We start from the raw sequence: 25,590 nt of genomic DNA, 5'->3' as shown, positions 1-25,590 counted from the left end.
GTTGGGGCGTCCGGGGTCCCGGCAGGGCCCGGGGGCGGCAATATCCGCCACTTCGTGACCGTCGGCCGCGCCCCGTGCGCGGAACGCACGGGGCGGGCGGTTCGGGGCGGTGGGCGACGGGTGTGCCGCCGGTGCCCGATCAGCCTCCGGCGGGCCGGTGGACGTCCAGCAGGGCCACGCCCAGGCGTTCGCGGACGTCCGCGGACAGGTGCTCCTCGATGGCGGTGCGCAGCACCTCGCGGTCGTCGAAGGGCAGGACCTCTCCCTTGACGTACTGGCCGGTCTCGTGGCCCTTGCCCGCGACGACGATCACGTCGCCGGCCCGGGCGCGGGCGACGGCCAGGCGGATGGCGTCGGCCCGGTCGAGTTCGACGGTGACCCGGGCGCGCGCGTTCTCGGGGACGCGGGTGACGCCCTCCAGCATCGCGGCGGCGATGGCGACGGGGTCCTCCGAGCGCGGGTTGTCGTTGGTGATGACGACCTGGTCGGCGAGTCGGGCGGCGGCTTCCCCCATGAGGGGGCGCTTGGCGCGGTCGCGGTCGCCGCCGCAGCCCAGGACGACGGTGACGCCGCCCTCGGCGATGGAGCGCACCGAGGACAGGACGGCCTCGACGGCGCCGGGTTTGTGGGAGTAGTCGACCAGGGCGGTGAAGTCCTGGGCGGGTGCGGAGCTGGTGAGGACCTTCTCCATGCGCCCGGGGACGCCGGGCGCGTCGGCGACGCCCTCGATCGCGGTCTCCAGGGGCAGCCCGGCCTCGACGAGGCCGATGATGGCGGCCATGGCGTTGGACACGTTGAAGGGTCCGGGCAGGCCCACGGAGGCCCGGGCCTCCATCCCGCCGGGGCCGACGATGCGGAAGGTACTGCCCGCGGCGCCCAGGCGCACGTCGACGGCGCTCCAGTCGGGGACCAGAGCGGTCTCGGGGTCGGCGTCGGAGAAGCCCTGCACGCCGAAGGTGGTGACGGGCACCTTGCCCAGCGCCTGGACCATGTCGACCAGGGCGCGGCCGAACCGGTCGTCGGCGTTGACGACGGCGATGTCGCAGTACTCCGGGGTGAACAGGCGCGCCTTGGTCTCGAAGTAGTCGCGCAGGTCGCTGTGGAAGTCCAGGTGGTCCTGGGACAGGTTGGTGAAGACCGCGACGTCGTAGCGGGTGCCGCCGACCCGGCCCAGGGCCAGGGCGTGGCTGGAGACTTCCATGGCGGCGGCGGTGACGCCGCGCTCGCGCATGAGGGCGAACAGGCCGTGCAGGTCGGTGGCCTCGGGCGTGGTGAGGGAGGAGGAGACGCGCTCGTCGCCCACCCGCATCTCGACGGTGCCGATGAGGCCGGTGCCCATCCCGGCGCGGCGCAGCCCGGCCTCCACGAGGTAGGAGACGGTGGTCTTGCCGCTGGTCCCGGTGGTGCCGATGAGCAGCAGGTCGCCGGAGGGGTCCTTGAAGACCCACGAGGCGACGGTGCCCAGGACGGCGCGCACGTCGGGGACGACGAGGGTGGGCAGGCCAGTGGCCGCCGCGCGGTCGGCGCCCTCGGGGTCGGTGAGGACCGCGGCGGCGCCGGCGAGGGCGACCTGCTCGGCGAACTCGGCGCCGTGGACGCGGGTCCCGGGCAGGGCCGCGTACAGGTCTCCCGGGCCCGCCTTGCGGGAGTCGTGGGTGATGCCGCGCACCTGGACCTCGCGGGCCGGGACCGGGTGGTCCGGGGCCAGGTCCGGGCGCAGCAGTCGGGCGTCCGGGCCGAGCAGCGGCACGAGGTCGGACAGGGGACGCAGGGGCGTGTGTTCAGGTCGCATTACCGGTGGCACGTGTGGAGGGTAACCGTTGGAGTCGACCGGCCGGTAATTTCCACGCTGGTGGGAGGCAGATCCGGGACGGGATCACCGGCGCCCGAATACCGTGGTGGGCGGGGGTGGTGCCGGTGGACCGGGTGGCGGAGGCGGTGTCCGGGGGGCGGCCGGTGGTGCTGGACGGCGGGCTGGCGACCCGGTTGGAGGCGTACGGCCACGACCTGTCGGGCGGGCTGTGGTCGGCGCGGCTGCTGGACCGGGACCCGGACGCGATCCGCCGGGTGCACCGCGACTACCTCGAGGCGGGCGCGGAGGTGGTGACGGCCGCGGGCTACCAGGCGGGGGTGGCGGCGCTGGTGGCGCGGGGGTGGTCGCGGCCGGAGGCGCTGGGGCTGGTGCGCCGGTCGGTGGAGCTGGCCCGGGCGGAGCGGGACGCGTTCGGCGCGGGGCTGGTCGCGGCCGGGGTGGGTCCCTACGGCGCGGTGCTGGCGGACGGGTCGGAGTACACGGGCGCCTACGACCTGGACGAGGACGGGCTGTACGCCTGGCACCGGGAGCGGTGGCTGGTGCTGGCCGGCGCCGGGGCGGACCTGGTGGCCTGCGAGACGGTGCCGTCGGCGGCGGAGGCGCGGGCGCTGGCGCGGCTGGTCGCCGGGACCCCGGGGGTGCGGGCGTGGCTGAGCCTGTCGTGCCGGGACGGGGAGCGGCTGGGCGACGGCACCCCGCTGCGGGAGGTGGTCGCGGAGCTGGCGGCGTCGGAGGCGGCGGGGTCGCTGGTGGCGGTGGGGGTGAACTGCACGGCGCCGCGGTTCGTCCCGGAGCTGGTGCGGACGGTGGCGGCCGCCGGGTTCCCCGCGGTGGCCTACCCGAACTCGGGCGAGGTGTGGGACGCCCGGGCACGGCACTGGACGGGGGTGCCGGATCCGGAGGGGTTCGGTGCGGCGGCGGTGGCCTGGCACCGGGCGGGGGCGGTGCTGGTGGGCGGGTGCTGCCGTACCGGGCCGGAGCACGTCCGGTCGGTGCGCCGGCACCTGCACGGCGACGCGCCCCCGTGACCCCCGCTCCGCTGCGGCCCGCGGGAGGCCGCAAGGGAGGGTCCCCTCCGGGCCCCGGGGAGCGTCAGCCGCCGTCCTCCTCCTCGAAGAGGCGGATGGCGGGCGGGTCGGTGTCGGTCGGCGGGACCTTGAGGGTCTTGAGCGCGAACGACATGATGTCGTTGAAGGCCGGGCCGGCGGCCTCGCCGCCGTAGTAGGTGCCCTGCGGGTTGTGCAGGACGACCTGGACGACGACCTCGGGCGCGTCGGCGGGGGCGAACCCGGCGAAGGTCGAGGTGTAGCCGCCGCCGTCGTAGGAGCCCGTCTCGGGGTTGACCCGGTTGGCGGTGCCGGTCTTGCCCGCCACCCGGTAGCCGTCGATGCGGGCCTGGGGCGCGGTGCCCTCGTCGCTGGTGACGGCCTCCAGCATGAGCGCGAGGCTGGCCGCGGTCTCCTCGCTGACCACCCGGGTGCGCGGGGCGTCCTCGGCGGGGCTGAACTCGCCCTCGGTGTCGACGGTGCCGGCGACGACGCGCGGCTCCACCCGGACGCCGCCGTTGGCGACGGTGGCGTAGACCGACGCCATCTGGGCGGCGTTGACGGTGACGCTGTGGCCGATGGACACCGACGGCAGCTGGGTGCCCCACCAGTCCTCGGGGTCGCTGAGGACGCCGGTCTCCTCGCCGGGTAGGGCCAGGCCGGTGGGCTGGCCGAGCCCGAACTCGGTCATGTACCGGTGCAGGACCCCGGCGCCGACCTGGTCGGCGACCTTGATGGTGCCGACGTTGCTGGACTGGGCCATGATGCCGTTGACGGTGAGCCGTTGGGTGCCGGTGTTGCTGGAGTTGCGGAAGGTCTGGTCGTAGTAGTCCAGGGCGTAGGGGACGGTGTAGACGGTCTCGGGGGTGGTGAGCCCCTCTTCCAGGGCGGCGCCGACGGTGATGACCTTGTTGGTGCTGCCGGGTTCGAAGGTCTCGGCGACCGCGCCGTTGGACCACTGCTCGGGCCCGCTGGAGGAGATGTCGGAGGGCGAGTAGGTGGGGTAGTCGGCCATGGCGATGATCTCGCCGGTGTCGGGGACCATGACGATGGCGCTGCCGCCGTCGGCCTCCAGTTCCTCCACGCGGGAGGCGAGGGTCTGGGCGACGTACCACTGCACGTCCCGGTCCAGGGTCAGGCGCACGTCCTGCCCGGGGACGGGGTCCTTGACCAGGCCGCCCGCCATGGGGATCTGGGTGCCGTCGACGCCGACCTCGACCTGGCGCTTGCCGGCCTCGCCGGCCAGCGTGGTGTTCATGTAGGCCTCCAGCCCCTCCAGGCCGTGTCCCTCGTTGCCGACGAAGCCGACCAGGTCGGCTGCGCCGGTCTCCTCGGGGTAGACGCGCTCGTAGCCGACGTCGGCGCCCACGCCGCGCAGTTCCAGGTCGCGCAGCTCCTGCCAGTCGCCGGGCGCCACCCCGCGGGCGACGACCTGGTAGCGGCTGGGGCGGGCGTCGACCTGGGCGGCGACCTCCTCCTCGTCGAGGTCGAAGCGGGTGACGAGTTCGTCGACGAGTTCGTCGCGCTGGTCCTCGCGCACCTCCTCGGGGTCGACGAAGACCGTGCGCACCTCCATGGACAGCGCGAAGGGGTCGCCGTCGGAGTCGGTGATGGCGCCGCGCAGGGTGGGGATGTCGATGGTCTGCAGGCGCAGCTCGGAGGCGGCCTCGGCGTACTGTTCGGCCTCCACGCCCTGGATCTGGACCAGGCGGCCGGCGAACAGGACGAGGACGGCCAGGATGAGCGCGCCGCCGAACCGGATGCGCTTGCCCGGGGCGCCGCGCTGGAAGGTGCGGCGCAGCAGGGGCGGTGGCGGCGGGGGCGGCGCGGGGGCGCGGCGCCTGCGCTCGGTGGGCGCGGTGCGGGCCTCGCGCGGCGAGCGGCGCTCACCGCCGGAGCGGGCGCCGCCGCGCGGGGCGGCGCCCTGGGCCGGGGTGCGGGCGGGACGGGAGCCGGACTTGCCGGTGCCGCCGGGTCTGCGGGGGTCGCGGGGGCGTCGGGGCGTGCTCAATCCTCGCTCCCGCCGTCCGCGGCGTCCTGGGCCCCTCCGGTGACCCGGCCGCTGCCGGGGTCGATGAACAGGGGCGCGTCGCCCTGTTCCATGCCCAGCGCCTCGGCCTCGTCGGAGATGCGCCCGGAGGTCTCCAGGTGGGCGACCGAGCCGCGCAGGCGCTGCTCGTCGTAGGAGAGCTCACGGTTCTCGGTCTGGAGGTTGGAGATGGCGAACGCCTCCTGGGCGATGACGCCGCGCAGGACGAGGAGGCCGACCAGGGCGCCGCCGAGCAGGCACAGGACGAGCAGCACGAAGGGGATCCGGGGCGCGCGCGAGCGTGCCGCGGCGGCCGCCCGGCTCCGCGCGGACGCGCGTGCGGGGCCGGTGGGCGGGCGCGCGGCGGTGCGCCGGGGCGAGGCCGCCTTGCGCTTGTCGGCGCGGCGGGTGTCCGTCCTGGTCGTGCTCATGTGTTCTCCCTACTGCCGCGCGGGCCGCACCCGCTCGGCCGCGCGCAGGCGGGCCGACTGGGCGCGGGGGTTGCGTTCGTTCTCTTCGTCCGTGGGGAGTTCGGCCCCCCGGGTGAGGAGCCGGAGTTCGGGCTGCCGGTCCGGGAGGGGCACGGGCAGGTCCGGTGGCGTGGTGTCGGTGGCCAGGGCGGCGAACGCCTTCTTGGTGAGGCGGTCCTCCAGGGAGTGGTAGGACAGCACGGCGATGCGCCCTCCGACGGCCAGGCGGGAGAGGGCGGCGGGCAGGGCGCGTTCGAGGATGGAGAGTTCGGCGTTGACCTCGATGCGCAGTCCCTGGAAGGTGCGCTTGGCGGGGTGCCCTCCGGTGCGGCGGGTGGCCGCGGGGATGGCGTCGCGGACGAGTTCGGCGAGTTCGCGGGTGGAGTCCAGGGGGCCCTGGGCGCGGCGGCGCTCGATGGCGCGGGCGACGCGGGAGGCGAACCGCTCCTCGCCGTAGGTGCGCAGGACGCGGGTGAGTTCGGACACCGGGTAGGTGTTGACGATCTCGGCGGCGGTGAGCGCCTGGGTGCGGTCCATGCGCATGTCGAGCGGGGCGTCGTGGGCGTAGGCGAAGCCGCGGTCGGTCTCGTCGAGCTGGGGGGAGGACACGCCGAGGTCGAGCAGGACGGCGTCGGCGCGGTCGGCCCCGGCCTCGTCGAGGGCGCGGGGGATCTCGGAGTAGAGCGCGTGGACGAGGTGGACGCGGTCGGCGTGGGGGGCCAGGCGGGCGGCGCTGCGCTCCAGGGCGGTGGTGTCGCGGTCAACGCCGACCAGGCGTGCCCGAGGGCGGGCGCGCAGGAGGGCCTCGGAGTGGCCGCCCAGGCCCAGGGTGCCGTCGACGACGACGGCGCCGGGCCTGTCCAGGGCCGGCGCGAGTACTTCCACGATGCGGTCGAGCATGACCGGGACGTGCAGGGGGTCGGCCCCCGTGCGGGCGGCCGCGACGCGGCCGTCGGCGGTGCCCTCGTTCCCGTCCCCCCGGGTGTCACCCATGCGGTGCCGTTCCTCCACGCTGTCGCGCTCCCCCTCGTCTGGCCGCGGTCGCGCCCGTCCCTGCGGTGCGCTCCGCGGTGCGGCGTGGCCTCACCGGGTTCCGGCGGGCCTCCGGACACGGCCGCTATTGTCCACCTTTCAGCGGACCCGCGTTGACGGTCTGGCACCGGGGAAGTCGCGCCAGCTCGTGCTCGCCGCGCCCGGAGGCCGTCGCCGGCCCCCGGCTTCGAGGGTGTGGACTCGCTGGTGCCGCGGGTACCGGAGGGTGTCCGGACTCACAGCACTCCGGGCAGCACCTCCTCGGACAGGTCCGCGAACTCGCGTTCGCGTTCCGCCTCGTACTCGGACCAGGCGCGGGCCTCCCAGATCTCCAGCCGGGTGTTGGCCCCGATGACGGCGCAGTCGCGGGTGAGCCCGGCGTAGGCGCGCAGCGGGGCCGGGACGGTGACCCGCCCCTGGGCGTCGCAGTTCTGGTCGGAGGCGCCGGCGAAGAGGATGCGGCCGTAGTCGCGGACCGCGCGGTCGGTGACCGGGGCACGGGCCAGGGAGTCGGTGAGGCGCACGAACTCCTTGACCGGGAAGACGTAGAGACAGCGTTCCTGGCCCTTCGTGATCACCACACCCCCCGACAGCTCGTCGCGGTACTTCGCGGGAAGGAACAGCCGCCCCTTCTGGTCCAGACGGGGCGTGTGAGTGCCGAGGAACACACTCCCGACCTCCTCCCCCGAAGTGGAGAATTCGCTCTCTCCACGCTGCTCCACCTTACTCCACTCTTCCCCACCGTCAACAGCTCCGATGCGGCCACAACGGCGGATTGTGCGATGAATTCCCAGGTCAACACGGTGGTGTGCGGGTGGGGGGCGTGACGGCCCCCCGGGCGTGCCGCGGGACCGGGCCCGCACCAGGGGACCGGGGGTCCGGGCGGGAAAGCCGCGCCGGGCGCTTTGCACCTCTTATTCACAACCGCCCCGTTCGTCTTCCCCGGCGTTCCACGAATGATCAGATGTTGAATTCCCACCCATTAGCGCACTTCCGCCGCGCGGACGCGCATTCGACGACCGATTCCGGCACTTTGGTTTGCAATCGCTCTGATTGGGCCTAGCCTCGGTTCCGAACACCGACACACGGAGCGGGAGGGGTCTCGTGTCACTCGGCACACACCACGGCGGCCGCGGGGGCGGCGTCCAGGCGGACGTGGGAGAGGTCGTCGCCGTGGCCGACCGCATCCGCGGAGCCATAGAGACGGTCATCGAGGGCAAGCCGGAGGTGCTGCGCGTCGCGCTGACCGTCCTGCTGTCGGAGGGCCACCTGCTCATCGAGGACGTCCCCGGCGTCGGCAAGACCATGCTGGCCAAGGCGCTGGGGCGGGCGGTGGACTGCTCCGTGCGGCGCGTCCAGTTCACCCCGGACCTGCTGCCCGGCGACATCACCGGGGTCAGCGTCTACCACCAGGAGCGGCGCGAGTTCGAGTTCGACCCGGGGCCGATCTTCGCCAACATCGTCCTGGGCGACGAGATCAACCGCGCCTCGCCCAAGACCCAGGCCGCCCTGCTGGAGTGCATGGAGGAGCGGCAGGTCAGCGTGGACGGCCGCACCCGCCCCCTGGAGCGGCCCTTCATGGTCGTGGCCACCCAGAACCCGGCGGACATGGAGGGCACCTACGCCCTGCCCGAGGCCCAGCGCGACCGGTTCATGGCGCGCGTCTCCGTCGGCTACCCCTCACCCCAGGCCGAGCTGGACATGATCGACTCCCACGGCTCCCACTCCCCCCTGGAGGGGCTGGCACCCGTCACCGACGCGGGAACGGTGCGCCACCTGGCCGACCTGGTCCGCGGGGTGCACGTGGCACCCGGCATGCGCCGCTACATCGTCGACCTGGTCAACTCCACCCGGACCAGCCCCGAACTGGACCTGGGCGCCTCGCCGCGGGCCACCCTGCACCTGGTGCGGGCCTCCCGCGCGCACGCCGCCCTGGAGGGCCGCCACTACGTCGTCCCCGACGACGTCCAGAACCTGGCCGTGCCCGTCCTGGCCCACCGCCTGCTGCCCGGCCCCCAGGCGCAGATGGAGCGCATGACCGCCGAGCAGATCGTCGCCAAGCTGGTCGCCCGGTTGCCCGTTCCCGCCCCCCGTTGAACCCCCGCCACGAGAGAGGGCCCATGCGCCCGCGACGAACCCTCACCGCACGAGGCGTGTGCATGCTGATCCTGGGCGCGGCCGCACTCGTGGCCGGGTTCGTCGTCGGCCAGCGCGAACTGGTGGTCCTGGGCGTGCTCGCCACGGCGCTGCCGCCGCTGGCGGCGCTGAGCCTGCTGGGCGCCGCCGGACGGGTGGTGCACAGCCGCGGCGTCACCCCCTCCCGGGTGCGGGCCGGGCACGACGCCCGCATCATGGTCAGGATCGGCAACTCCTCGCACACCTGGCCGGTGACGGCGGTGTCCGTCAGCGACACCCTGCCCACCCCGCTGGGCCACGAGCCCCGCTACTCCATCGGCTTCCTGGGCCCCCGGGCCGTCCGCGACCTCGCGTACCTGGTCCGCCCCGCCGTGCGCGGCGACTACCCGCTGGGGCCGCTGTGGGTCGCGGTCACCGACCCGCTGGGGCTGGTGCGGGTCGAGCAGCGGCCCGGCTCCCCCGAGCACCTGCTCGTCACCCCCGCCACGGTGCCCCTGGACGCGGTCGGCACCTCCGACGGCTCCCAGGGCGACGACTCCCCGCGCCGGTCCCTGAGCGGGGCAGGCGAGCAGGACCCGGTCCCCCGCGAGTACCGGCACGGCGACGAGCTGCGCCGGGTCCACTGGCGGTCCACCGCCAGGCGCGGCGAGCTGATGGTGCGCCGCGACGAGCAGCACCGGCGCGAGTACGGCACCGTCCTGCTCGACGCGCGCCGGGCCGCGCACGCCGGGGACGGCCCCGGCGACTCCCTGGAGACGGCGGTGGGCGCGGCGGCCTCCGTCGCCCTGCACCTGCTCGACCGCGGGCACGAGGTGCGCCTGCACACCGACCGGGGCCGGATGCCCGCGCCGGCGCCCGCCGCCGTGCTGGACGGGCTGGCCGTCCTGGAGGCCTCCGGCTCCACCGCCCCGCCCGCCGTCTCCGCCGCCGGGTCGTCCCTGACCGTGGCGGTGCTGGGAGCGCTCACCGCCGAGGAGGCGGCGGCCCTGGCCGCGAGCGGCGGCGGGCACCGGGTCGCCGTGCTGTGCGCGCGGGCCGCCTGGCCCTCCGAGCGGGCGCGCACCGGGGCGGGCGAGATGCTGGCCTCCGCCGGGTGGCGGGTCGTGCACCTGTCCACCCTCTCCGAACTGCCCCCGCTGTGGCGCGACGCCGCACCCCTCGGGAAGGTCCCGCGTTGAAAGCCCTGATGCCCCTGGCCACGCTGGTCTGCCTGCTGTGCGCCCTCCCCCTCCTGTCCCCCCTGGTCCGCGGCGAGGACTGGTGGCTGCCCGCGGTCCTGATGATGGGGGCGGCCACCGCGGTGTCCGTCCTGTACCGGACCCTGGCCGGCTGGGCCGGCCCGGTCGTGCCCGTGCTCCAGCTGGCCGTGGTCGCGCTGCTCGTGGTGCCGCTGTTCGCGGGGCACCTGGCGCCCCTGGGCGTGGTGCCCACCGGGGCGGCCGTGGAGCAGGTCGCCACGGTGTTCTCCCAGGGGCTGGGGACCATCGACACCAACACGCCGCCGGTGACGGCGACCGCCGGGGTGATGCTGATCATCGCCGTGGCGTTCGCGGTGTTCCTCGTCGCCGCCGACTTCCTGGCGGTCACCGCCCGCTGCCCGGGCATGGTCGGCGGGCTGCTGCTGGCCCTGGCCGTGGTGCCGCTGGTGGTCGAGGAGTCCGGGATCGGCGCCGGGGCGCTCGTCGCGTGCGTGTTCGGGTTCCTCCAGCTGCTGGCCGTGGACATGTGGGTGCGCGGGCGCGAGTGGGGGGTGGCGGTGCCCACCCCGCCGCTGGGCGCCCTCCAGCACGGGTTCACCGCGGCCCTGGCCGCCGCCGCGGCCGTCGCGCTGGCGCTGGCCCTGCCCGCGGCGGTGCCGGGCCTGCGCACCGACGCCTTCCACGCCCTGGCGGAGGGCACCTACGTGGGCCGCGGGAACGACATCATCACCACCACGCACCCGCTGGTGTCGATGCGCCGCGACCTGCTGTCGGACTCCGACCGCACGGTGCTGACCTACCGCACCGACGCCGAGGAGCCCGGGTACCTGCGCCGGTACGTGCTCGACGAGTTCGACGGCGTCAACTGGACGATGAGCCCGGTGGACGCCTCCGGCGACACCCGGATCCAGAGCGAGCTGCCGCTGCCCACCGGGTGGCCCTCCACGGCGCCGCCGCAGGACACCGTGACGACCCGGGTGTCCCTGGACTCCGACGTCGCGGGCATGGACTTCCTTCCGCTGCCGTACTGGGCGCGGTCGGTCGACGTCTCCGGCGACTGGTACGTGCACCCGGACAGCCTCATGGTGTTCACGACCGAGGGCCCGCCCACGGGGCTGAGCTTCACCGTGGAGACCGCCGAGCGGGAGGTGACCGCGCGGGAGCTGGCCGCCGCGCCCCGGGCCCCGCGGTCGCTGCCGGGCGACTTCCGCACCGTGCCCGCGGAGCTGGGCGGCGAGGTCCGGGAGCTGACCGAGGAGCTGACCGGCCACATCGACGCGCCCTACCTGAGGGCGGTGGCGCTCCAGGAGTTCTTCACCTCGGGGGACTTCTCCTACAGCCTGCGCCCGCCGGAGGTGCCCGCCGGAGCCGATCCGCTGGTGCACTTCCTGACCGTGGACCGGACCGGCTACTGCCAGCAGTTCGCCGGGGCGATGGCCGTGATGGCCCGCCAGGCCGGCATCCCCGCCCGTGTCGCGGTCGGCTACACCGCGGGCGAGCGGGTGGGGGACGGCCGCTGGTCGGTGGGCACCGGCGACGCGCACGCCTGGCCGGAGCTGTACTTCGAGGGCGCGGGGTGGGTGCGGTTCGAGCCGACGCCCTCGGGTGCGGGCGGCCAGGGCTCGGCGACCGAGCCCGAGTACACCTCGGGGGCCACCGCCCCCGAACCGGCCGGCCCCGAGCCCTCGCCCGAGGACCCGGACGAGGAGCCGTCCGCGTCGCCCGAACCCGAGGAGTCGCCCTCCCCGTCCGCGCCGCCCGCCGAGGAGGAGTCCCCGGAGGAGGTCGGGGCCGCCCCGGCGGGCGGCGGGCGGGCCCCGGACCTGTCGTGGCTGCCCGCGGCGGCGGCCGTGGCCGGCGCCCTGCTGGTGCCGTTCCTGCCGGCCGGGCTGCGCCTGGCCGTGCGGCACTCCCGGCTGGGGCGCCCGGGTGCGGCCTGGCGGGAGCTGCGCGACACCTGTGTGGACCTGGGCCTGGGGTGGGACCTGGCGGAGAGCCCCCGCGGGACGGCGGCACGGCTGGCCGCCCTGCGGGACGCGCAGCGGGTGCCGCTGCCCGAGCAGGTGCGCGCGGCCCTGCACCGCCTGGCCCTGGCCGAGGAGCGCGACCGGTACGCCCCGGCGGCCTCCTGGGGCGAGGAGGCGGGCGCGGACCTGCGCACCATCGTGGGGGGCCTGCCGGCGGTCCGGCCGCGGGGGGTGCGCCTGCGCGCGGTGCTGCTCCCCCGCTCGCTGTGGGACCGCCCGCGCCGCCCCGTCGCGGACCCCACCCCGCAGAGCGCCTGAGCGGGGCCCGTCCCGGGTTGCCGGGCGGGCCCTCTCCACGGCCTCCGGCGGGCGACGCCACCCGGCGCACCGGTCCGAAACCCCGCGGCCCCGGGCCCGGCCGGGGCGGCCGACGGCAGCGGCCCCGGGCCGGGACGCGACGAGGGCCCCGCACCGGTGTGCGGGGCCCTCGGTCGTGGTCAGGCCGGTCGGGAGCGCGGGGTCACTCGTCGCCCTGCTGGCGGCGGCGCCAGCGCTCCTCGAAGCGGTTCATCATGCCCGGGCGGTCGCCCTTGCGGCGCTTGGGCTCGTCCGGAACGGCCTCGGTGCCGCCGATCCCGGCCCGGCGCCAGGCGTTGAGCCCCCACAGCAGGCAGGTCAGCATCACGAGGAAGCCGCCCACGCTGACGGTGACGCCCACGGCCATGTTGGTGCTGCTGCCGAGCAGCAGACCCGTCAGCATCAGCACGAGGCCGAGGACGAACCCCAGCCCGGCTTTGATGATCCGGCGCTTGTGATGGACCACGGGGTTCGTCTGCCGAACGGTGTTGGCGAACTTCGGGTCCTCGGCATACAGCGCCTGCTCGATCTGGTCGAGCATGCGCTGCTCGTGTTCAGAGAGCGGCACGGCGCCTCCCTACAACAGTCCCCGGGTGGGGTGACGGGTACTGATCAATGGTCTCTTGGTCAGTGGTATGCCCAGAATACGGTGCGCTAGCGCACCGTGGAAGGAAAAGCTGCGTGCGGACCTGACCGACCAAGGCCACGATACCCCCGCGCTGTATCGGAAACACCGGCTTCCATGCCTCTCTGTCTACCCTGACTCCGGGCCTACCCCGTACAACGCGGGGAGGGGCCCGGAAGTTGCGGCATCATACGTCGTTTTCGTCACGCTTGGCCAATACCGCCGACTGTATCGCGCCTGGACCGAATCGTTCCGCCACCCGGTCCATGACGCGTTCGACGTCGCGCCACCCCGTGTCCTGCTCGTCCAGGGCCAGCTGCCGGTGAACCCCCGCGGCGGGAACGATCCCTTCCATACGAACGCCGACCAGGCGCAGCGGGGTTCCCGCCAGACCGGATTCGGCGTAAAGGTCCCGGGCGACGGCGTTGATCTCCCGGCCGACGTCGGTGGCGTCGGGCAGGGTGCGGGCCCGGGTGATGGTCGAGAAATCGCCCCGGCGGAGCTTGACGCTCACCGTGCGCCCCATCCGCCCCGAGGCGCGCAGGCGCCTCGCCACCTTCTCGGACAGCCGCAGCAGCTCCCGCCGCACCGTCGCGGGCTCGGCCACGTCGACGTCGAAGGTCTCCTCGGCGCCGATGCTCTTGTCCTCGCTCTCGGACTCCACGGGGCTGTCGTCGATGCCGTGGGCGAGGTCGGCCAGCCGGGTGCCGTGCTTGTCGCCCAGCTCCATGCGCAGCAGGTCGCGGTCGTACCGGGCCAGGGCCCCCACGGTGCGCACCCCCATCCGGGCCAGCGCCTGCTCGGTCCGGTCCCCCACGCCGGGCAGGGCCCCCACGGGGAGCGGGTCCAGGAAGGCGCGGACCCCGGCGGTGGGCACCAGGAGCAGGCCGTCGGGTTTGCAGTGGGTGGAGCCGAGCTTGGCCGTGAACCGGGTGGCGGCCACCCCCACCGAGCAGGTCAGCCCCTGCTCGCGGCGGACCCGGTCGCGGATCATCGCGGCGATCCGCACCGGCCCGCCCAGGCGGCGGCGCGCCCCGGACACGTCCAGGAACGCCTCGTCCAGGGACAGGGGCTGCACCAGCGGGGTGACCGACCGCAGGATCTCCATGACCGCCCGGGAGACCTCGCGGTAGGCGCCGCCCCGGGGAGAGCGCACGGCGGCGTCGGGGCACAGCCGCAGGGCGCGTGCCATGGGCATCGCGGAGTGGACGCCGCGGGCGCGGGCCAGGTAGTCGGCCGAGGAGACGACGCCGCGCGGACCGGTGCCGCCGACGATGACGGGGGTGTCCGCCAGGCCGGGGTCGCGCAGCCGCTCCACGCTGGCGAAGAACGCGTCCATGTCCAGGTGGAGGATGGAGCAGTCGGAGTCGGGTCCCGACCCGTCCGGCGGGAAGTCCGCGCCCAGCGGGACGATGCCCCGCGGGGAGACCATGCCGCGCAGGGCGGTCCCGCGCTCCAGTTGACGTCGGCTCATACGGCCAGGCTACGCGCCGCGGGGGACCGTCTCAGGGCCGGTGGGCGGTGACGTGCAGCTGGGTGGCGATGCCCAGCAGCTCGGGGTGTTCGGCGGCGGCCTTCTCCAGCTCCACCAGGTGGCGCCCGGCGTGGGCGTCGCCCTCCCAGGCGTGGCCGGGGACCAGGTCCGCGAAGACGCGGACGCCGCGGACCCGCTCGCCGGTGAGGCCGGCGGCGCCGATCAGCTCCAGGACGCCGGGGCGGGTGAACCGCCGGGGCACGGGGTCGCCGGGGCCCCAGCGGCCGCGGTCGTCCTCCAGGAGGGTGCGCGCCTCGGTGAGGTGGCCGGCCAGGGCGCGGTGCAGGGTCCCGGCGACGGCGTTGGTGACCAGGAGGCTGACCGCGCCGCCGGGCCGGGTGATGCCGGCGACCTCGCGCAGGGCGGCGAGGGGGTCCTCGACGTACTCCAGGACGTTGTGGACCAGGACCAGGTCGGTGCCGCCCTCGGGGAAGAGCGAGGTCAGGTCGCCGGCCTCGCCCTGCACGCCGCGCACCCGGACTCCGCGCTCGGCGGCGCGGCGCTCCAGGGCGGCCAGCGAGTCGGGGCTGGGCTCGACGACGGTGACGCGGTGGCCGAGCTCGGCGAGCGGGACGGCGGCCCCGCCGGTGCCGCCCCCCGCGTCGACGATGTCCAGGGGCGCGCCGCCGCCGAGGCGGTCCAGCAGCCCGGCCAGGGCCTCCCACACGACCGCGGTCCGCGCGGCGTTGGCCGCCCGGCCCGGGCCGGTGGCCCCGCCCTCTCCCGATCCGCCCGCGGCCGCGCCGGTCGTCCTGTCACCCACCTGGTCCCCCACAGTGTCCGTCCCCACCCGGTGCCGGTCCCGGCGGCCGTCGCCGTTCCGGTCGCGGCACCCGTCGCAACCCGGGCCCGCCTACAGGGCGAGCTTCGCCTTGTTCTCCATGAGCCTGGACAGCAGTCCGTTGACGAAGTTGGGAGACTCGTCGGTGGACAGCTCCTTGGCCACCCCCACGGCCTCGGCGATCGCCACCGCGTCGGGGATGTCCTCGGCCCACAGCAGCTCGTAGGCGCCCATCCGCAGGATGTTGCGGTCCACGACCGGCATCCGCTCCAGGGTCCAGCCGATGGCGTAGGTGTCGAGGAGGTCGTCGATGCGGCGGCGGTGCTCGTCGATGGAGCGGGCCAGCTGCTCGGTGAACTCGTTGATCGGCGGTTCGGGCTGGGCCCGGCGGCGCCCGATGACCTCTTCCACCGAGATGTTGCGCACCTCGGCCTCGTAGAGGACCTCGACCGCGCGCCGCCGGGCCTTGCGCCGTGCTCCGCTCATCAGTTGACTCGCCCGAGGTAGTCGCCCGTGCGGGTGTCGACCTTGACGCGCTCTCCCTGGGAGATGAACAGGGGCACCTGGATGGTGGCGCCGGTCTGGACGGTGGCGGGCTTGGTGCCGCCGGTGGAGCGGTCGCCCTGGACGCCGGGGTCGGTCTGGGTGATCTCCAGCTCGACGGCGGCGGGCAGCTCGATGTAGAGCGGGTTGCCCTCGTTGGTGGCGACCGTGACCTTGGTGTTCTCCAGCAGGAAGTTGCTGTCGTCGCCGACGACGGCCTCGGGGACCTGGATCTGGTCGTAGGTCTGGGAGTCCATGAAGACGTAGCCGTCGCCGTCGTGGTACAGGTACTCCATGTCGCGGCGGTCGACGTTGGCGAACTCGACCTTGGCGCCGGCGTTGAAGGTCCGGTCCACGATCTTGCCGGTGAGGACGTTCTTCAGCTTGGTACGGACGAACGCGCCGCCCTTGCCCGGCTTGACGTGCTGGAATTCGAGGACGTTCCACAGGACGCCGTCGATCCGCAGGGTCGTGCCGTTCTTGATGTCGTTCGTCGTCGCCACTTCGGTCGTCTCTCCCAGGGGTCTGGCACGTCGGGGACCGGGCCCGCGGCCCGGTCGGATGCTTCGGTGGGGCCGGCCGCGGGCGCCCCGGGAGCCGTCCCGGGCGCGCCGATGCCGCAGGCCGCCTGGCTGCCAGTCTAGTGGCTTCCCGGAACCGGGGCGTCGCCGGCGACCGCGGCGTAGGCGGCGTCCAGGAGCCCGGGGGCGGGTCCGGCCAGGATGGACGGCTCGGCGAGGCCGTCCAGGACCACGAACCTCAGCGTGGACCCGCGGGCCTTCTTGTCCACGCTCATGGCCTCGCGCAGCTGCGGCCAGGCCGCGGCCCCGTAGGCGACGGGCAGTCCGACGGAGGTGAGCAGGGAGCGGTGGCGGGCGACCAGGCCGGCGTCGATGCGGCCGTCGAGGCGGGCGAGCTCGGCGGCGAAGACCATGCCGATGGAGACGGCGTACCCGTGCCGGAACGTGTAGTTCTCGGCGCGTTCGACGGCGTGTCCCAGGGTGTGGCCGTAGTTGAGGATCTCGCGGCGGCCGCTCTCCCGCAGGTCGCCCGAGACGACGTCGGCCTTGACCCGGATGGCGCGCTCGATGAGCTCGCGGGTGTGGCGGCCCTCGGGCAGGGCGGCCCCCTCGGGGTCGTCCTCGACGAGGTCGCAGATGGCGGGGTCGGCGATGAGCCCGGCCTTGATGATCTCGGCGAGCCCGCCGATGTAGTCGGCCCGGGGCAGGGTGGGCAGGGTGGCCAGGTCGCACAGGACCCCGGCCGGGGGGTGGAAGGCGCCGACGAGGTTCTTGCCCTCGGGGGTGTTGATGCCGGTCTTGCCGCCGACGGCGGCGTCCACCATGCCGAGCAGGGTGGTGGGGACCAGGACGGCGCGCACGCCGCGCAGCCAGGTGGCGGCGACGAACCCGGCCAGGTCGGTGGCGGCGCCGCCGCCCACGCCCACGACGGTGTCGCTGCGGGTGAACCCGTGTGCGCCCAGCCGGGACCAGAGGTCGACGGCGACGGCGGAGTTCTTGGCGGCCTCGCCGTCGGGGACGGCCATGGGGTGGACGGTGTAGCCGGCGGACTCCAGGGCGCGGGCGACCGGGCGGGCGACGGCGTCCAGGCCCCGGGGGTGGATGACGGCGACGCGGGAGGCGTCCCCGACCAGGGAGGGGAGTTCGGCGAGCACGCCGCTGCCGACGACGACGTCGTAGCGCCCGGCGGCGTCGCCGACGCGGATGCGGGTGGCGCTCACGTGGCGGTCCTCCCGGCGTCCAGGGAGGGCAGGACGGCGTCGACGATCTCCTCGGGGTGGTACCCGGTGGTGGGGACCGTCACCGTGGCCAGGGACTCGTAGACGGGCAGCCGCTCGTCCAGGAGTCTGCGCAGGCGGGAGCGGGGGTTGCCGGCCAGCAGGGGGCGGGCGGCGTCCATGCCCACGCGCTTGGCGGCCTCGGCGAACTCCACCTGGAGGTAGACCACGTGGTGGTCGGCGAGGTCGCGGCGGGTGTCCTCGTCCAGGACGGCGCCGCCGCCGACGGCGATCACGCCCTCCCAGGTGCGCAGCGCCTCGGCGACGATCTCGCGCTCCAGGGCGCGGAAGTGCTCCTCGCCGTCCTCCAGGAAGATGTCGCCGACGGGTTTGCCGGCCCGCTTCTCGATCTCGGTGTCGGTGCACAGCAGGTCGGCGCCCAGGCGCCGGGCCAGGGCCTCGCCGACCGTGGACTTGCCCGACCCGGGCGACCCGATCAGGACCGCGATCGCTCGTGCCACGTTCTTCCCACCTTCGTCTCGGTCCCGCCGGACCGCCCCCGGTCGGGGCGGGCCGGACGGGTCAGCGGATCTCCAGGGAGTCCAGGTAGCCCCGGAGGTTGCGGGCGGTCTCCCCGACGGAGTCGCCGCCGAACTTCTCGACGGCGGCCTCGGCGATGACGAGGGCGACCATCGCCTCGGCGACGACCCCGGCGGCCGGGACCGCGGTGACGTCGCTGCGCTGGTGGTGGGCCTGCGCGGGCTCGCCGGTGCCGGTGTCGATGGTGTCCAGGGCCCGCGGCACGGTGGCGATGGGCTTCATGGCGGCGCGAACCCGCAGCGGGCCGCCGGTGCTCATGCCGCCCTCGACCCCCCCGGCGCGGTTGGTGCGGCGGCGCACCCCGTCGGGTCCGGGCTCGATCTCGTCGTGGGCCAGGGAGCCGCGGCGGGCCGCGGTGCGGAACCCGTCGCCGACCTCGACGCCCTTGATGGCCTGGATGCCCATGAGGGCGGCGGCCAGGCGGGCGTCCAGGCGCCGGTCCCAGTGGACGTGGGTGCCCAGGCCCGGGGGCAGCCCGTAGGCGAGCACCTCGACGACGCCGCCGAGGGTGTCCCCGGACTTCTTGGTGTCGTCGACCTCGGCGACCATGCGGGCGCTGGTCTGCGGGTCGAAGCAGCGCAGCGGGTCGGCGTCGATCGCGGCGAGGTCCCGCGGCAGCGGTTCGGGCGCGTCGTCGGGGACGGCGACCGGGCCCATGGAGACGACGTGGCTGAAGACCTCCACGCCCAGGGCCTGGCGGCAGAACGCCCTGGCGACCTCGCCGATGGCGACGCGGGCCGCGGTCTCCCGGGCGCTGGCGCGCTCCAGGACGGGCCGGGCCTCGGTGTGGCCGTACTTCTGCATGCCGACGAGGTCGGCGTGGCCGGGCCGGGGCCGGGTGAGCGGCGCGTTGCGGGCGATGCCGTCCAGGACCTCGGCGGGCACCGGGTCGGGGGACATCACCTGCTCCCATTTGGGCCACTCGGTGTTCCCGACCTCGATCGCGACCGGCCCCCCGAGGGTGCGGCCGTGCCGGATGCCTCCGATGACGGAGACCTGGTCCTGTTCGAACTTCATCCGGGCACCACGGCCGTACCCGGCGCGGCGGCGGAGCAGCGCGGCGGCGATGTCGTCAGAGGTGACGGACACGCCGGCCGGGAGGCCCTCCAGAATCGCGACGAGTGCAGGCCCGTGGGATTCCCCAGCGGTCAGCCAACGCAACATGGGAGCGATCTTTTCACGGATCGGTCCGAGGGGTGGCATCCGGTCTCAGAGTTCGGGCAGCAGGGGCCGTGCGGCCAGGACGGTGGCCAGGGTCCCGGCGAGCATGAACGGTCCCAGGGGGAAGGCGGAGCCGGGGGTGGCGCGGCGCAGCGCCATGAGGGCCAGGCCCACCGCGGAGAAGGCCGCGAACGCCCAGAACACGGCGGTCAGGGCGCCCAGCGGCCCGGCCGCCCATCCGGCGTACAGGCCGGTCAGGCCGGACAGGCGCACGTCGCCCAGGCCCATGCCGCGGGGGTGGACGCGCCACAGCACCCAGTACAGGACCGTGACGAGGACCATGCCCAGGACGGCGTCCAGGAGGCGTCCGGGGGCCGGGCCGCCGGGCGGGGTCAGGGCGGCGAGGGCGATGAGGGCCGCGGCCACGGGGTAGGCGGGCCGGACCAGGGCGTCGGGCAGGCGCTGCACGCGCAGGTCGATGACGGACAGGGGGGCGCCCACGGCCACCAGCCACAGGACGGCGGGCAGCCACAGGGGCGTCCAGTCCGGGTGCAGGACGGCGGCGGCGCCGGCCAGGGCGGCGGCCGGCGCGGCCAGCAGGAGGGCCCCCGGGTGGGGGCGCACGACCTGTTCGCAGTGCGGGCAGCTGCCGCGCCCGCGGAAGGCGCGGTCGGACACCAGGGGGAACCAGCGCCAGAAGCGGAGCTCGGCCCGGCAGTGCGGGCAGCGCGGGGGCGGCGGCCCCTCCTCGCCGGGGGCGGTGTCGGGCTGCGGCGCGCCTGCGGTCCCGGTGCCGCCGGGCGTGGCATCGTCCCTGGCGGCGGCCGCGTCGACGGGGGCCGGGGTGCGGGGGCGCGCCGGGCCGAACAGGGGTACCAGGCGGCCGCCGAGGTGTCCGGCGAGCAGTCCGGCCAGGGCCGTGGCCGCGATGACGGCGACCGCCCAGGGGTCGGCGAGCGGCGCGAGTGCCGAGGGGGTGGGCATGATGCGAAGCTACCCGGCCGCGGGCCGCGCCGACAGGGCCGGGCCGCGCCTGGGGAAAAGTCCGGGGGTGTGGGGGCCGGCGGCGGTGCCGGGGGCGCGCGGCGCGGGCGCCGGGGGCTCAGTCACGGTCGCGGCGGGCGCGCACCACCGCGCTGAGCTCGATCCCGCCGGGCAGGACGTGGCGCAGCTCCGCGGTCAGGCGCTCGGCGACGCGGCGCAGGGACTCGTCGTCGCGCTCCTCCATCTCCAGGCGGATGCCGAGGTCGGCGCGCTGGGAGGGGTGGATGCGCACGCGCTCGATGCCGAACTCGGTGTGGGTGACCCGGTAGACCAGGGCGAGCACCTGGGGGTCGTCCTTGGGCTCGGGGACGGCGCCGCGTTCGGCGAGCATGGTGAGGAAGCGGCCCTGGACGGTGTAGGGCACGGGTCCGGACACGTCCACGACCAGGGCGTCGGCGCCCTCCTCCACGGCGGCCTGGCAGGCGTCGCGGGTGGAGAAGGGGACGGGGCGGGCGTCGGAGCGCCAGCGGCGGACGGCGTCGACCGAGGTGAAGGCGAGCACGCCCCGGCGGCCGTCCTTGCCGGTCATGACGGGGACGGCGACCTCGCTGTTCTTGTCCTTGGTGAGCCCGCCGGCGCCCTGTTCGGTCTCGGTGGCCACGGCCACGACGGGGATGAGGACGCGGGAGGCGCTCAGGGCCGCCAGCACCTGCCGGTCGCCGGTCTCGCCCGCGGCGTGGGCGCGCAGGCGGGACTCGACCTCGGGGTCGGGGCTCCCGTCGTCGTCACGGAAGTCCTGGGCGCCGATGATCGTTGGTCTGCTCACGACCCTCGACTCTACCCGGGGAGGGGTCCGCGCGGGTCCGGGCCGTGCTCAGTCGGCGTCGGCCGCCGCGCGTTCGCCACCGGCCGGTCGCCCGCCGGCCGCCGGGGCGTCGCCGTCCGCCTCCAGGGCGGTGAGGACGTCCTCCAGGGCGGCGGTGCGCCGGGGCCCCAGGCGGTCGAAGAGGAGGGCGCGGACGCGGGCGGCGTGGCCGGGGGCGACCCGGTCGAGCAGGAGGGAGCCCTCGTCGGTGAGGACGGCCCACAGTCCGCGCCGGTCGTCGGTGCACTCCTCCTTGCGGACGAGTCCGCCGCGTTCCAGGCGGGCGATCTGGTGGGAGAGGCGGCTCTTGGAGACGATGACGCTGTCGGCGAGGGCGCGCATGCGCATGCGCCGGCCGGGCGCCTCGGACAGGTGCACGAGGATGCCGTACTCGATGAGGCCGAGGCCGCCGCGTTCGCGCAGGTCGTGTTCGAGCTCGTCGTAGATCCAGGCGTTGACGCGCAGGAAGCCCCGCCAGACCCGCTGTTCGTCGGCGCCGAGCCATGCCGGGTTCTCCATGGGGTCGATCCTAGGCGGCGGCGGTTGCGGACGGGGCGGCGAACATCTAAGCTTCTTCCAAGGAAGATATTTCTAAGGTACTTTGTTCCTTGGCAAATAGATGGGCCCGAGTCCCCGGGTCCCCGACCCGCAACAGGGAGATGTAGGCAGATGGCAGCGCAGGAACTCAAGGCCGGCACCTGGAAGATCGACGCGTCCCACAGCACCGTCGGGTTCTCCGTCCGCCACATGATGGTGAGCAAGGTCCGCGGCCGGTTCGACAAGTTCGACGCCACCCTGACCGTGCCCGAGGACGCCACGCAGTCCTCCGTCGAGGCCACGATCGACGCCTCCTCGATCAACACCGACAACGCCGACCGCGACAACCACATCCGCTCGGCCGACTTCTTCCACGTGGAGAACAACCCCGAGTTCTCCTTCCGCTCGACCGGCCTGGCCGCCGACGGCGAGGACTTCGTCCTCAAGGGCGACCTGACCATCAAGGGCAACACCCACCCCGTCGACCTGAAGCTGGAGTTCAACGGCTCCACCGTCGACCCCTACGGCCTGGACCGCTCCGGGTTCTCCGCCACCACCACGATCAGCCGCAAGGAGTTCGGCGTCGACATCGAGATGCCGATGGACGGCGGCGGCGTGGTCGTCGGCGACAAGATCAGCATCACCATCGACGCCGAGTTCACCCGCCAGGCCTGACCGGCACGGCGCGCCCCCGGCCGCGGGGGCCGGCGCCCCTCCCGACGGGCCCGCCGGCCGGCCGGGAGGGGCGCCGCGTCCGCTCCCCCCGCCCCCCGGGGGCGGGGCGGGAGGGGCGGACCGGCAGGGCGCCCGCGGGACGCATCGCGTTCCGCGGGCGCCCTTTTTGACGACACCCCGTCATCACCCGCGGGCGGGCTCGGCTATCGTCGGCGGGGGCGGGGCACCGGCCCCGCCGCGCGCACCCGCACCCTTCTGGAGGACCCCTTGGCCGGCCCCTTCTCCCCCGAGGTCGTCACCGCCGTCACCGCCCACATGAACGGCGACCACCCCGAGGACACCCTGGTCATCTGCCGCGGGCTGGGCGGCGTCCCCGACGCCACCGGCGCCCGCATGACCGGCCTGGACGGCGAGGCCGGGGAGTACGCCGTCACCGTCGGCGGCACCGAGCGCTCCGTGCGCATCCCCTGGTCGGAGCCGCTCACCGAGCGCGCCCAGATCCGCAGGGAGGTCGTGCGCCTGTACCGGGAGTCCTGCACCGCCCTGGGCCTCACCCCGCGCGGCCACTGACCCCCCGCACCCGTCCCGCGGGAACCCGGAGCCCGCGACCGGAGTCCTACAGGGTGTAAGGACGGGGAGAGGCGCCGCATCCGTCGACGGGGGTCGACCGGGCGCACGGTCCACACCGGCCGCCGCGGGGAGTCTAGTCTGGAAGCGGTCCGCCGATCCCACGGACGTCACGACACCCACGAGACCGAAGGACGGCACCGACCTCCATGGTCACGCCCCACACCGGTGACGACAACGCGCCGACGCAACGGATCGAACCCACCGCTCCCACCGCGCAGGAGGGTCCCGCCCGGGGGTCCACCCGGTGGGTCACCCGTGTCCTGCGGCCGGGCTCCGGCCGCGACGCGGCCCCGCCCACCCGGGTCCGGGGCCCCGCGGCGGCCGCCCCGCCCACGCGGGTCGACCGGCCCGCCGCGACGGCGGCCCCGGCCGCCCCCGGCGGCGACGGGCGCACCGCCTGGTGGCGCACCCTGCTGGGCCCCCTCCTGGACTGGCTGGCCCGCCTCACCTCCCGGGTCGTCGTCGGCCCGGCCAGCGACCTGGACTACGCCGTCCCCGCCGAGCTGCGCCGCCGCTACCAGGTGCTGGACCGGATCGGGGCGGGCGGCGAGGCCGTCGTCTACCTCGTCGAGCCCGCCGACTCCCCCGGCCGCCGCCTGGCCCTGAAGGTGTACCGGCCCGGCCACGACATCAACCGCGAGCTCCTGGACCGGCTGCGCGCCCGCGGCACCGCCTCCCCGCACACCCCGGCCGTCCAGGGCTACGGCCACGCCACCAGTGCTTGGGAGGAGGACCTCGCCTGGGAGGCCCAGGAGTACTTCGAGCACGGCTCCCTGCGCGCCGTCATCGACAAGGCGCCCCTGGACGACGCCCGCGCCCGCGCCGTCGTCTCCGCCGTCGCCGAGTGCCTGCGCCACTGGCAGGACGACCTCCAGCACAACCACACCGACGTCAAGCCCGAGAACCTGCTGGTCCGCTCCCTGGACCCGCCGGTCCTGGCGCTCACCGACTTCGGCGGCGCCGTCCGCGCCACCATGAGCCGCGTCTACGGCGGCCTGGCCATCACCGAGGACTACGCGGCCCCCGAGGTCGTCGAGGGCCGCCGCGAGGCCCCGGCCGCCTGGTGGTCCCTGGGCGTGATGGCGCACGAGCTGGTCGCCGGCCGCCGGCCCGACCGCGGCGGCAACTGGCTCACCGCCCGCAACACCGAGGTGGACATCTCCGCCGTCACCGACGAGCACTGGCGGCTCCTGGTGCGCGGCCTGCTCGCCCCCTCCCCCGGCGCCCGCTGGGGGTACGACGAGGTCGCCCAGTGGCTCGCCGGGGAGCGGCCCGCCTTGCGCACCGCCCGGCGGCTGCGCCCCCTGGTGTTCGCCGGGGCCTCCCACGAGGACCCGCCCAGCCTGGCCTTCGACCTGCTGGACCGCTCCGAGACCGGCGCCCTGTGGCTGCGCACCCACTGGTCGGAGCTGCGCACCTGGCTGGACCGCGAGGTCAAGGACCACACCTTCGACCGCGCCTACCTCACCGGCCTGGAGGGCCACCCCGAGCGCGCCCACATCGCCATCAGCGCCCTGGCCGCCCGCTACGTGCCGGGCATGCCGCCGCGCTACCGCGGCCACGAGATCAGCGCCGACGGGCTGCTGGAGCTGGCCACCGGCGAGGCCAGCAGGCACGCCGTGGTCCGCGAGGCCCTGGAGTCCGGGGCGGTGGGCCTGGCCGCACAGCACTGGTGCCCCCACCCGGGCTGCCGCAGCGACGGCTCGGGCCGCTGCGTCCTGCTCGAACGCGTCCAGCACGAGGTGCCCCTGATCATGGGCCGGGTCGCCGAGACCCTGGACCGCGTCACCGGCCCCGGGCAGGACCGGCCCGACCGGCCCGCGGCGCACGAGACGGACACCACCTGGGCGCGCGCCGTCGAACTGGTCCTGGTGCCCGAGGCCGCCTCACGGCACCGGGCCCTGCTGCGCCGCCAGTCCTGGCACCCGGCCCAGCGCAGCCCTGCCCCGCACGCGCCCTGGTGGACCGAGCAGCGCCGCGTCGGCCTGCGCGACGGCGGCGGCGACCCGCTCGCCCCGCGCGCCGCCCTGCTCGCCGCCGTGCTCCTGCTCCCGGAGGCGGTCCGCGTCGGCGGGTCCATCGCCGCCCGCGAGCGCGCCGACGGCCGGGTCCGCCGCCAGGACCGGTGGGCCGCGCTGACCGGGTCGGCCCGGGCCCGCTGGGACGAGACCCGCACCCGGGTCGCCGACGCCCGCCGCCGCCGCGGCGAGGCCGCCACCGGCGACACCCCGGCGGCCGGCGGCACCGCGCCGCAGGACCCCGCCCGCCCCCGCTGGGACCGGTGGGGCGGCGCGCAGCGGACCCCCGAGCAGGACCCGCAGGCCACTCGCAAGCAGCAGGAGCGCGCCTCCCGGCGCGTCCAGCGGACCATGAACCAGATCCAGAAGGCGATGACCGCGGGCAGGTGCCGCCGCTTCGCCTACCCCGCCGCGCTGCTGGGCCTGGTCGACGGCCTGGGCCGGGCCCTGCGCCCGCAGGACGGCTTCTACCCCGAGAGCGCGTTCGTGGCCGACTCCTACAGCGGCCTGCTGGAGGCCTCCCGGGGACCGCTGCTGGGGTCGCTGGCCGACGTCACCGGCGCCCTCACCGGGCTGCTGCCCGGGGACATCGGCGCCTCCTGGTGGCTGCCGGTGCTGCTGTCGGTCGCGCTCATCGCGATGGGGCGCACCGCCGCGAGCAAGAAGGACTCCTCCCGGGCCCGCCGCCGCCTGGCCGCGTTCCGCATGGCCGCGGTCGGCTCGGTGCTCATGGTGGCGGTGCTGCTGTCCACCGGCCTGCTCGCCCTGGGCTCGGGGGTGCTCATCCCGCTGGACGGCCTGCTGGGCTGAGCCCGCCGCGGCGCCGCGGCCCCGTCCGCCCTGCGCGGGG

Annotated in this window: 23 protein-coding genes; 7 read left to right on the top strand and 16 right to left on the bottom strand. The window is 75.4% G+C overall.

Annotated elements, in window-relative coordinates:
- Nucleotides 1–139 precede the first annotated feature (139 nt).
- The gene (locus BUE45_RS06505; protein WP_073376314.1) at nucleotides 140–1,792 is read right to left on the bottom strand and encodes a UDP-N-acetylmuramoyl-L-alanyl-D-glutamate--2,6-diaminopimelate ligase; all 1,653 of its coding nucleotides are present in this window, start codon (nucleotides 1,790–1,792) and stop codon (nucleotides 140–142) included.
- A gap of 116 nt (nucleotides 1,793–1,908) precedes the next feature.
- Here BUE45_RS06505 and mmuM point away from each other — a divergent pair, with 116 nt between their 5' ends.
- Nucleotides 1,909–2,841, top strand: coding sequence for a homocysteine S-methyltransferase (gene mmuM, locus BUE45_RS06500; protein WP_245832845.1), 933 nt, complete (start codon nucleotides 1,909–1,911; stop codon nucleotides 2,839–2,841).
- 64 nt (nucleotides 2,842–2,905) lie between these two features.
- Here the strand turns inward: mmuM and BUE45_RS06495 are convergent, their stop codons facing one another.
- The 4 genes from BUE45_RS06495 to mraZ all read right to left on the bottom strand — a co-directional run bounded on the left by BUE45_RS06495 (nucleotide 2,906) and on the right by mraZ (nucleotide 7,058).
- Complete coding sequence (locus BUE45_RS06495) at nucleotides 2,906–4,870, bottom strand: peptidoglycan D,D-transpeptidase FtsI family protein (RefSeq protein WP_073376312.1); 1,965 nt, start codon at nucleotides 4,868–4,870, stop codon at nucleotides 2,906–2,908.
- Nucleotides 4,867–5,319: a cell division protein FtsL gene (locus tag BUE45_RS06490; RefSeq protein WP_073376310.1), complete on the bottom strand. Its 453-nt coding sequence runs from the start codon at nucleotides 5,317–5,319 to the stop codon at nucleotides 4,867–4,869. The genes BUE45_RS06495 and BUE45_RS06490 overlap by 4 nt, the downstream gene beginning before the upstream one ends.
- A gap of 9 nt (nucleotides 5,320–5,328) precedes the next feature.
- Complete coding sequence (gene rsmH / locus BUE45_RS06485) at nucleotides 5,329–6,351, bottom strand: 16S rRNA (cytosine(1402)-N(4))-methyltransferase RsmH (protein ID WP_073376308.1); 1,023 nt, start codon at nucleotides 6,349–6,351, stop codon at nucleotides 5,329–5,331.
- A 275-nt stretch (nucleotides 6,352–6,626) separates the two neighbouring features.
- Complete coding sequence (mraZ, locus tag BUE45_RS06480; RefSeq protein ID WP_073376305.1) at nucleotides 6,627–7,058, bottom strand: division/cell wall cluster transcriptional repressor MraZ; 432 nt, start codon at nucleotides 7,056–7,058, stop codon at nucleotides 6,627–6,629.
- 436 nt (nucleotides 7,059–7,494) lie between these two features.
- Here mraZ and BUE45_RS06475 point away from each other — a divergent pair, with 436 nt between their 5' ends.
- From BUE45_RS06475 to BUE45_RS06465, 3 genes are read left to right on the top strand one after another with little or no spacing between them, the layout of a single operon-like run.
- Nucleotides 7,495–8,487, top strand: a complete 993-nt coding sequence (locus BUE45_RS06475) for an AAA family ATPase (protein ID WP_073376303.1) — start codon at nucleotides 7,495–7,497, stop codon at nucleotides 8,485–8,487.
- 23 nt (nucleotides 8,488–8,510) lie between these two features.
- Nucleotides 8,511–9,704: a DUF58 domain-containing protein gene (locus BUE45_RS06470; RefSeq protein WP_073376301.1), complete on the top strand. Its 1,194-nt coding sequence runs from the start codon at nucleotides 8,511–8,513 to the stop codon at nucleotides 9,702–9,704.
- Between the two features lie 8 nt (nucleotides 9,705–9,712).
- Nucleotides 9,713–12,010 carry a transglutaminase TgpA family protein gene (locus BUE45_RS06465; RefSeq protein WP_073376299.1) on the top strand — a complete coding sequence of 766 codons (2,298 nt, stop codon included), beginning with the start codon at nucleotides 9,713–9,715 and terminating at the stop codon, nucleotides 12,008–12,010.
- A 202-nt stretch (nucleotides 12,011–12,212) separates the two neighbouring features.
- On the opposite strand, the gene BUE45_RS06460 is transcribed toward BUE45_RS06465, so the two are convergent.
- From BUE45_RS06460 to BUE45_RS06410, 11 genes are all read right to left on the bottom strand, one after another.
- Nucleotides 12,213–12,617, bottom strand: a complete 405-nt coding sequence (locus BUE45_RS06460; protein ID WP_073376297.1) for a DUF3040 domain-containing protein — start codon at nucleotides 12,615–12,617, stop codon at nucleotides 12,213–12,215.
- Between the two features lie 244 nt (nucleotides 12,618–12,861).
- Nucleotides 12,862–14,148 (bottom strand): DNA polymerase IV, encoded by a 1,287-nt coding sequence (gene dinB / locus BUE45_RS06455; RefSeq protein ID WP_178378463.1) that lies wholly within the window; start codon nucleotides 14,146–14,148, stop codon nucleotides 12,862–12,864.
- Nucleotides 14,149–14,179: 31 nt separating this feature from the next.
- Complete coding sequence (locus BUE45_RS06450; RefSeq protein WP_073376499.1) at nucleotides 14,180–14,971, bottom strand: methyltransferase domain-containing protein; 792 nt, start codon at nucleotides 14,969–14,971, stop codon at nucleotides 14,180–14,182.
- 90 nt (nucleotides 14,972–15,061) lie between these two features.
- On the bottom strand, nucleotides 15,062–15,475 hold the full coding sequence (nusB, locus tag BUE45_RS06445) for a transcription antitermination factor NusB (RefSeq protein ID WP_073376291.1): 414 nt from the start codon (nucleotides 15,473–15,475) through the stop codon (nucleotides 15,062–15,064).
- Complete coding sequence (gene efp / locus BUE45_RS06440; RefSeq protein WP_073376290.1) at nucleotides 15,475–16,035, bottom strand: elongation factor P; 561 nt, start codon at nucleotides 16,033–16,035, stop codon at nucleotides 15,475–15,477. Before efp ends, nusB begins: the two co-directional genes overlap by 1 nt.
- Before the next feature lie 137 nt (nucleotides 16,036–16,172).
- On the bottom strand, nucleotides 16,173–17,273 hold the full coding sequence (aroB, locus tag BUE45_RS06435) for a 3-dehydroquinate synthase (RefSeq protein ID WP_073376289.1): 1,101 nt from the start codon (nucleotides 17,271–17,273) through the stop codon (nucleotides 16,173–16,175).
- A complete protein-coding gene (locus BUE45_RS06430; protein WP_084736982.1) occupies nucleotides 17,270–17,791 on the bottom strand; it encodes a shikimate kinase in 522 nt (173 codons plus the stop codon). Before BUE45_RS06430 ends, aroB begins: the two co-directional genes overlap by 4 nt.
- 61 nt (nucleotides 17,792–17,852) lie before the next feature.
- Nucleotides 17,853–19,034 (bottom strand): chorismate synthase, encoded by a 1,182-nt coding sequence (gene aroC / locus BUE45_RS06425; protein ID WP_073376288.1) that lies wholly within the window; start codon nucleotides 19,032–19,034, stop codon nucleotides 17,853–17,855.
- Between the two features lie 45 nt (nucleotides 19,035–19,079).
- Nucleotides 19,080–20,015, bottom strand: coding sequence for a prepilin peptidase (locus tag BUE45_RS06420; RefSeq protein WP_073376287.1), 936 nt, complete (start codon nucleotides 20,013–20,015; stop codon nucleotides 19,080–19,082).
- Between the two features lie 118 nt (nucleotides 20,016–20,133).
- Nucleotides 20,134–20,841 (bottom strand): SseB family protein, encoded by a 708-nt coding sequence (locus tag BUE45_RS06415; RefSeq protein ID WP_073376286.1) that lies wholly within the window; start codon nucleotides 20,839–20,841, stop codon nucleotides 20,134–20,136.
- Nucleotides 20,842–20,889: 48 nt separating this feature from the next.
- Complete coding sequence (locus BUE45_RS06410) at nucleotides 20,890–21,399, bottom strand: MarR family winged helix-turn-helix transcriptional regulator (RefSeq protein ID WP_073376285.1); 510 nt, start codon at nucleotides 21,397–21,399, stop codon at nucleotides 20,890–20,892.
- Between the two features lie 150 nt (nucleotides 21,400–21,549).
- Between BUE45_RS06410 and BUE45_RS06405 the strand changes: the two genes are divergently transcribed.
- The 3 genes from BUE45_RS06405 (at nucleotide 21,550) to BUE45_RS06395 (ending at nucleotide 25,550) form a co-directional block, all read left to right on the top strand.
- Nucleotides 21,550–22,092: a YceI family protein gene (locus BUE45_RS06405; RefSeq protein ID WP_073376284.1), complete on the top strand. Its 543-nt coding sequence runs from the start codon at nucleotides 21,550–21,552 to the stop codon at nucleotides 22,090–22,092.
- A gap of 315 nt (nucleotides 22,093–22,407) precedes the next feature.
- Nucleotides 22,408–22,662, top strand: coding sequence for a DUF2470 domain-containing protein (locus BUE45_RS06400; RefSeq protein ID WP_073376495.1), 255 nt, complete (start codon nucleotides 22,408–22,410; stop codon nucleotides 22,660–22,662).
- 206 nt (nucleotides 22,663–22,868) lie between these two features.
- Nucleotides 22,869–25,550: a protein kinase domain-containing protein gene (locus BUE45_RS06395; RefSeq protein WP_073376282.1), complete on the top strand. Its 2,682-nt coding sequence runs from the start codon at nucleotides 22,869–22,871 to the stop codon at nucleotides 25,548–25,550.
- Nucleotides 25,551–25,590: the final 40 nt, after the last annotated feature.

This window comes from Nocardiopsis flavescens (assembly GCF_900141985.1).
Lineage (GTDB): Bacteria > Actinomycetota > Actinomycetes > Streptosporangiales > Streptosporangiaceae > Nocardiopsis > Nocardiopsis flavescens.
The sequence above is the reverse complement of the archived record's forward strand: the minus strand, read 5'-3'. Positions and strand labels throughout refer to the sequence as shown.

What these genes read in the sequence shown, in the direction of transcription:
- BUE45_RS06505 (WP_073376314.1), bottom strand. Translation starts at nt 1,792, where the DNA reads ATGCGACCTGAACACACGCCCCTGCGTCCCCTGTCCGACCTCGTGCCG.
- BUE45_RS06490 (WP_073376310.1), bottom strand. Translation starts at nt 5,319, where the DNA reads ATGAGCACGACCAGGACGGACACCCGCCGCGCCGACAAGCGCAAGGCG.
- rsmH (WP_073376308.1), bottom strand. Translation starts at nt 6,351, where the DNA reads ATGGGTGACACCCGGGGGGACGGGAACGAGGGCACCGCCGACGGCCGC.
- BUE45_RS06470 (WP_073376301.1), top strand. Translation starts at nt 8,511, where the DNA reads ATGCGCCCGCGACGAACCCTCACCGCACGAGGCGTGTGCATGCTGATC.
- BUE45_RS06465 (WP_073376299.1), top strand. Translation starts at nt 9,713, where the DNA reads ATGCCCCTGGCCACGCTGGTCTGCCTGCTGTGCGCCCTCCCCCTCCTG.
- dinB (WP_178378463.1), bottom strand. Translation starts at nt 14,148, where the DNA reads ATGAGCCGACGTCAACTGGAGCGCGGGACCGCCCTGCGCGGCATGGTC.
- nusB (WP_073376291.1), bottom strand. Translation starts at nt 15,475, where the DNA reads ATGAGCGGAGCACGGCGCAAGGCCCGGCGGCGCGCGGTCGAGGTCCTC.
- aroC (WP_073376288.1), bottom strand. Translation starts at nt 19,034, where the DNA reads ATGTTGCGTTGGCTGACCGCTGGGGAATCCCACGGGCCTGCACTCGTC.
- BUE45_RS06420 (WP_073376287.1), bottom strand. Translation starts at nt 20,015, where the DNA reads ATGCCCACCCCCTCGGCACTCGCGCCGCTCGCCGACCCCTGGGCGGTC.
- BUE45_RS06410 (WP_073376285.1), bottom strand. Translation starts at nt 21,399, where the DNA reads ATGGAGAACCCGGCATGGCTCGGCGCCGACGAACAGCGGGTCTGGCGG.
- BUE45_RS06405 (WP_073376284.1), top strand. Translation starts at nt 21,550, where the DNA reads ATGGCAGCGCAGGAACTCAAGGCCGGCACCTGGAAGATCGACGCGTCC.
- BUE45_RS06400 (WP_073376495.1), top strand. Translation starts at nt 22,408, where the DNA reads ATGAACGGCGACCACCCCGAGGACACCCTGGTCATCTGCCGCGGGCTG.
- BUE45_RS06395 (WP_073376282.1), top strand. Translation starts at nt 22,869, where the DNA reads ATGGTCACGCCCCACACCGGTGACGACAACGCGCCGACGCAACGGATC.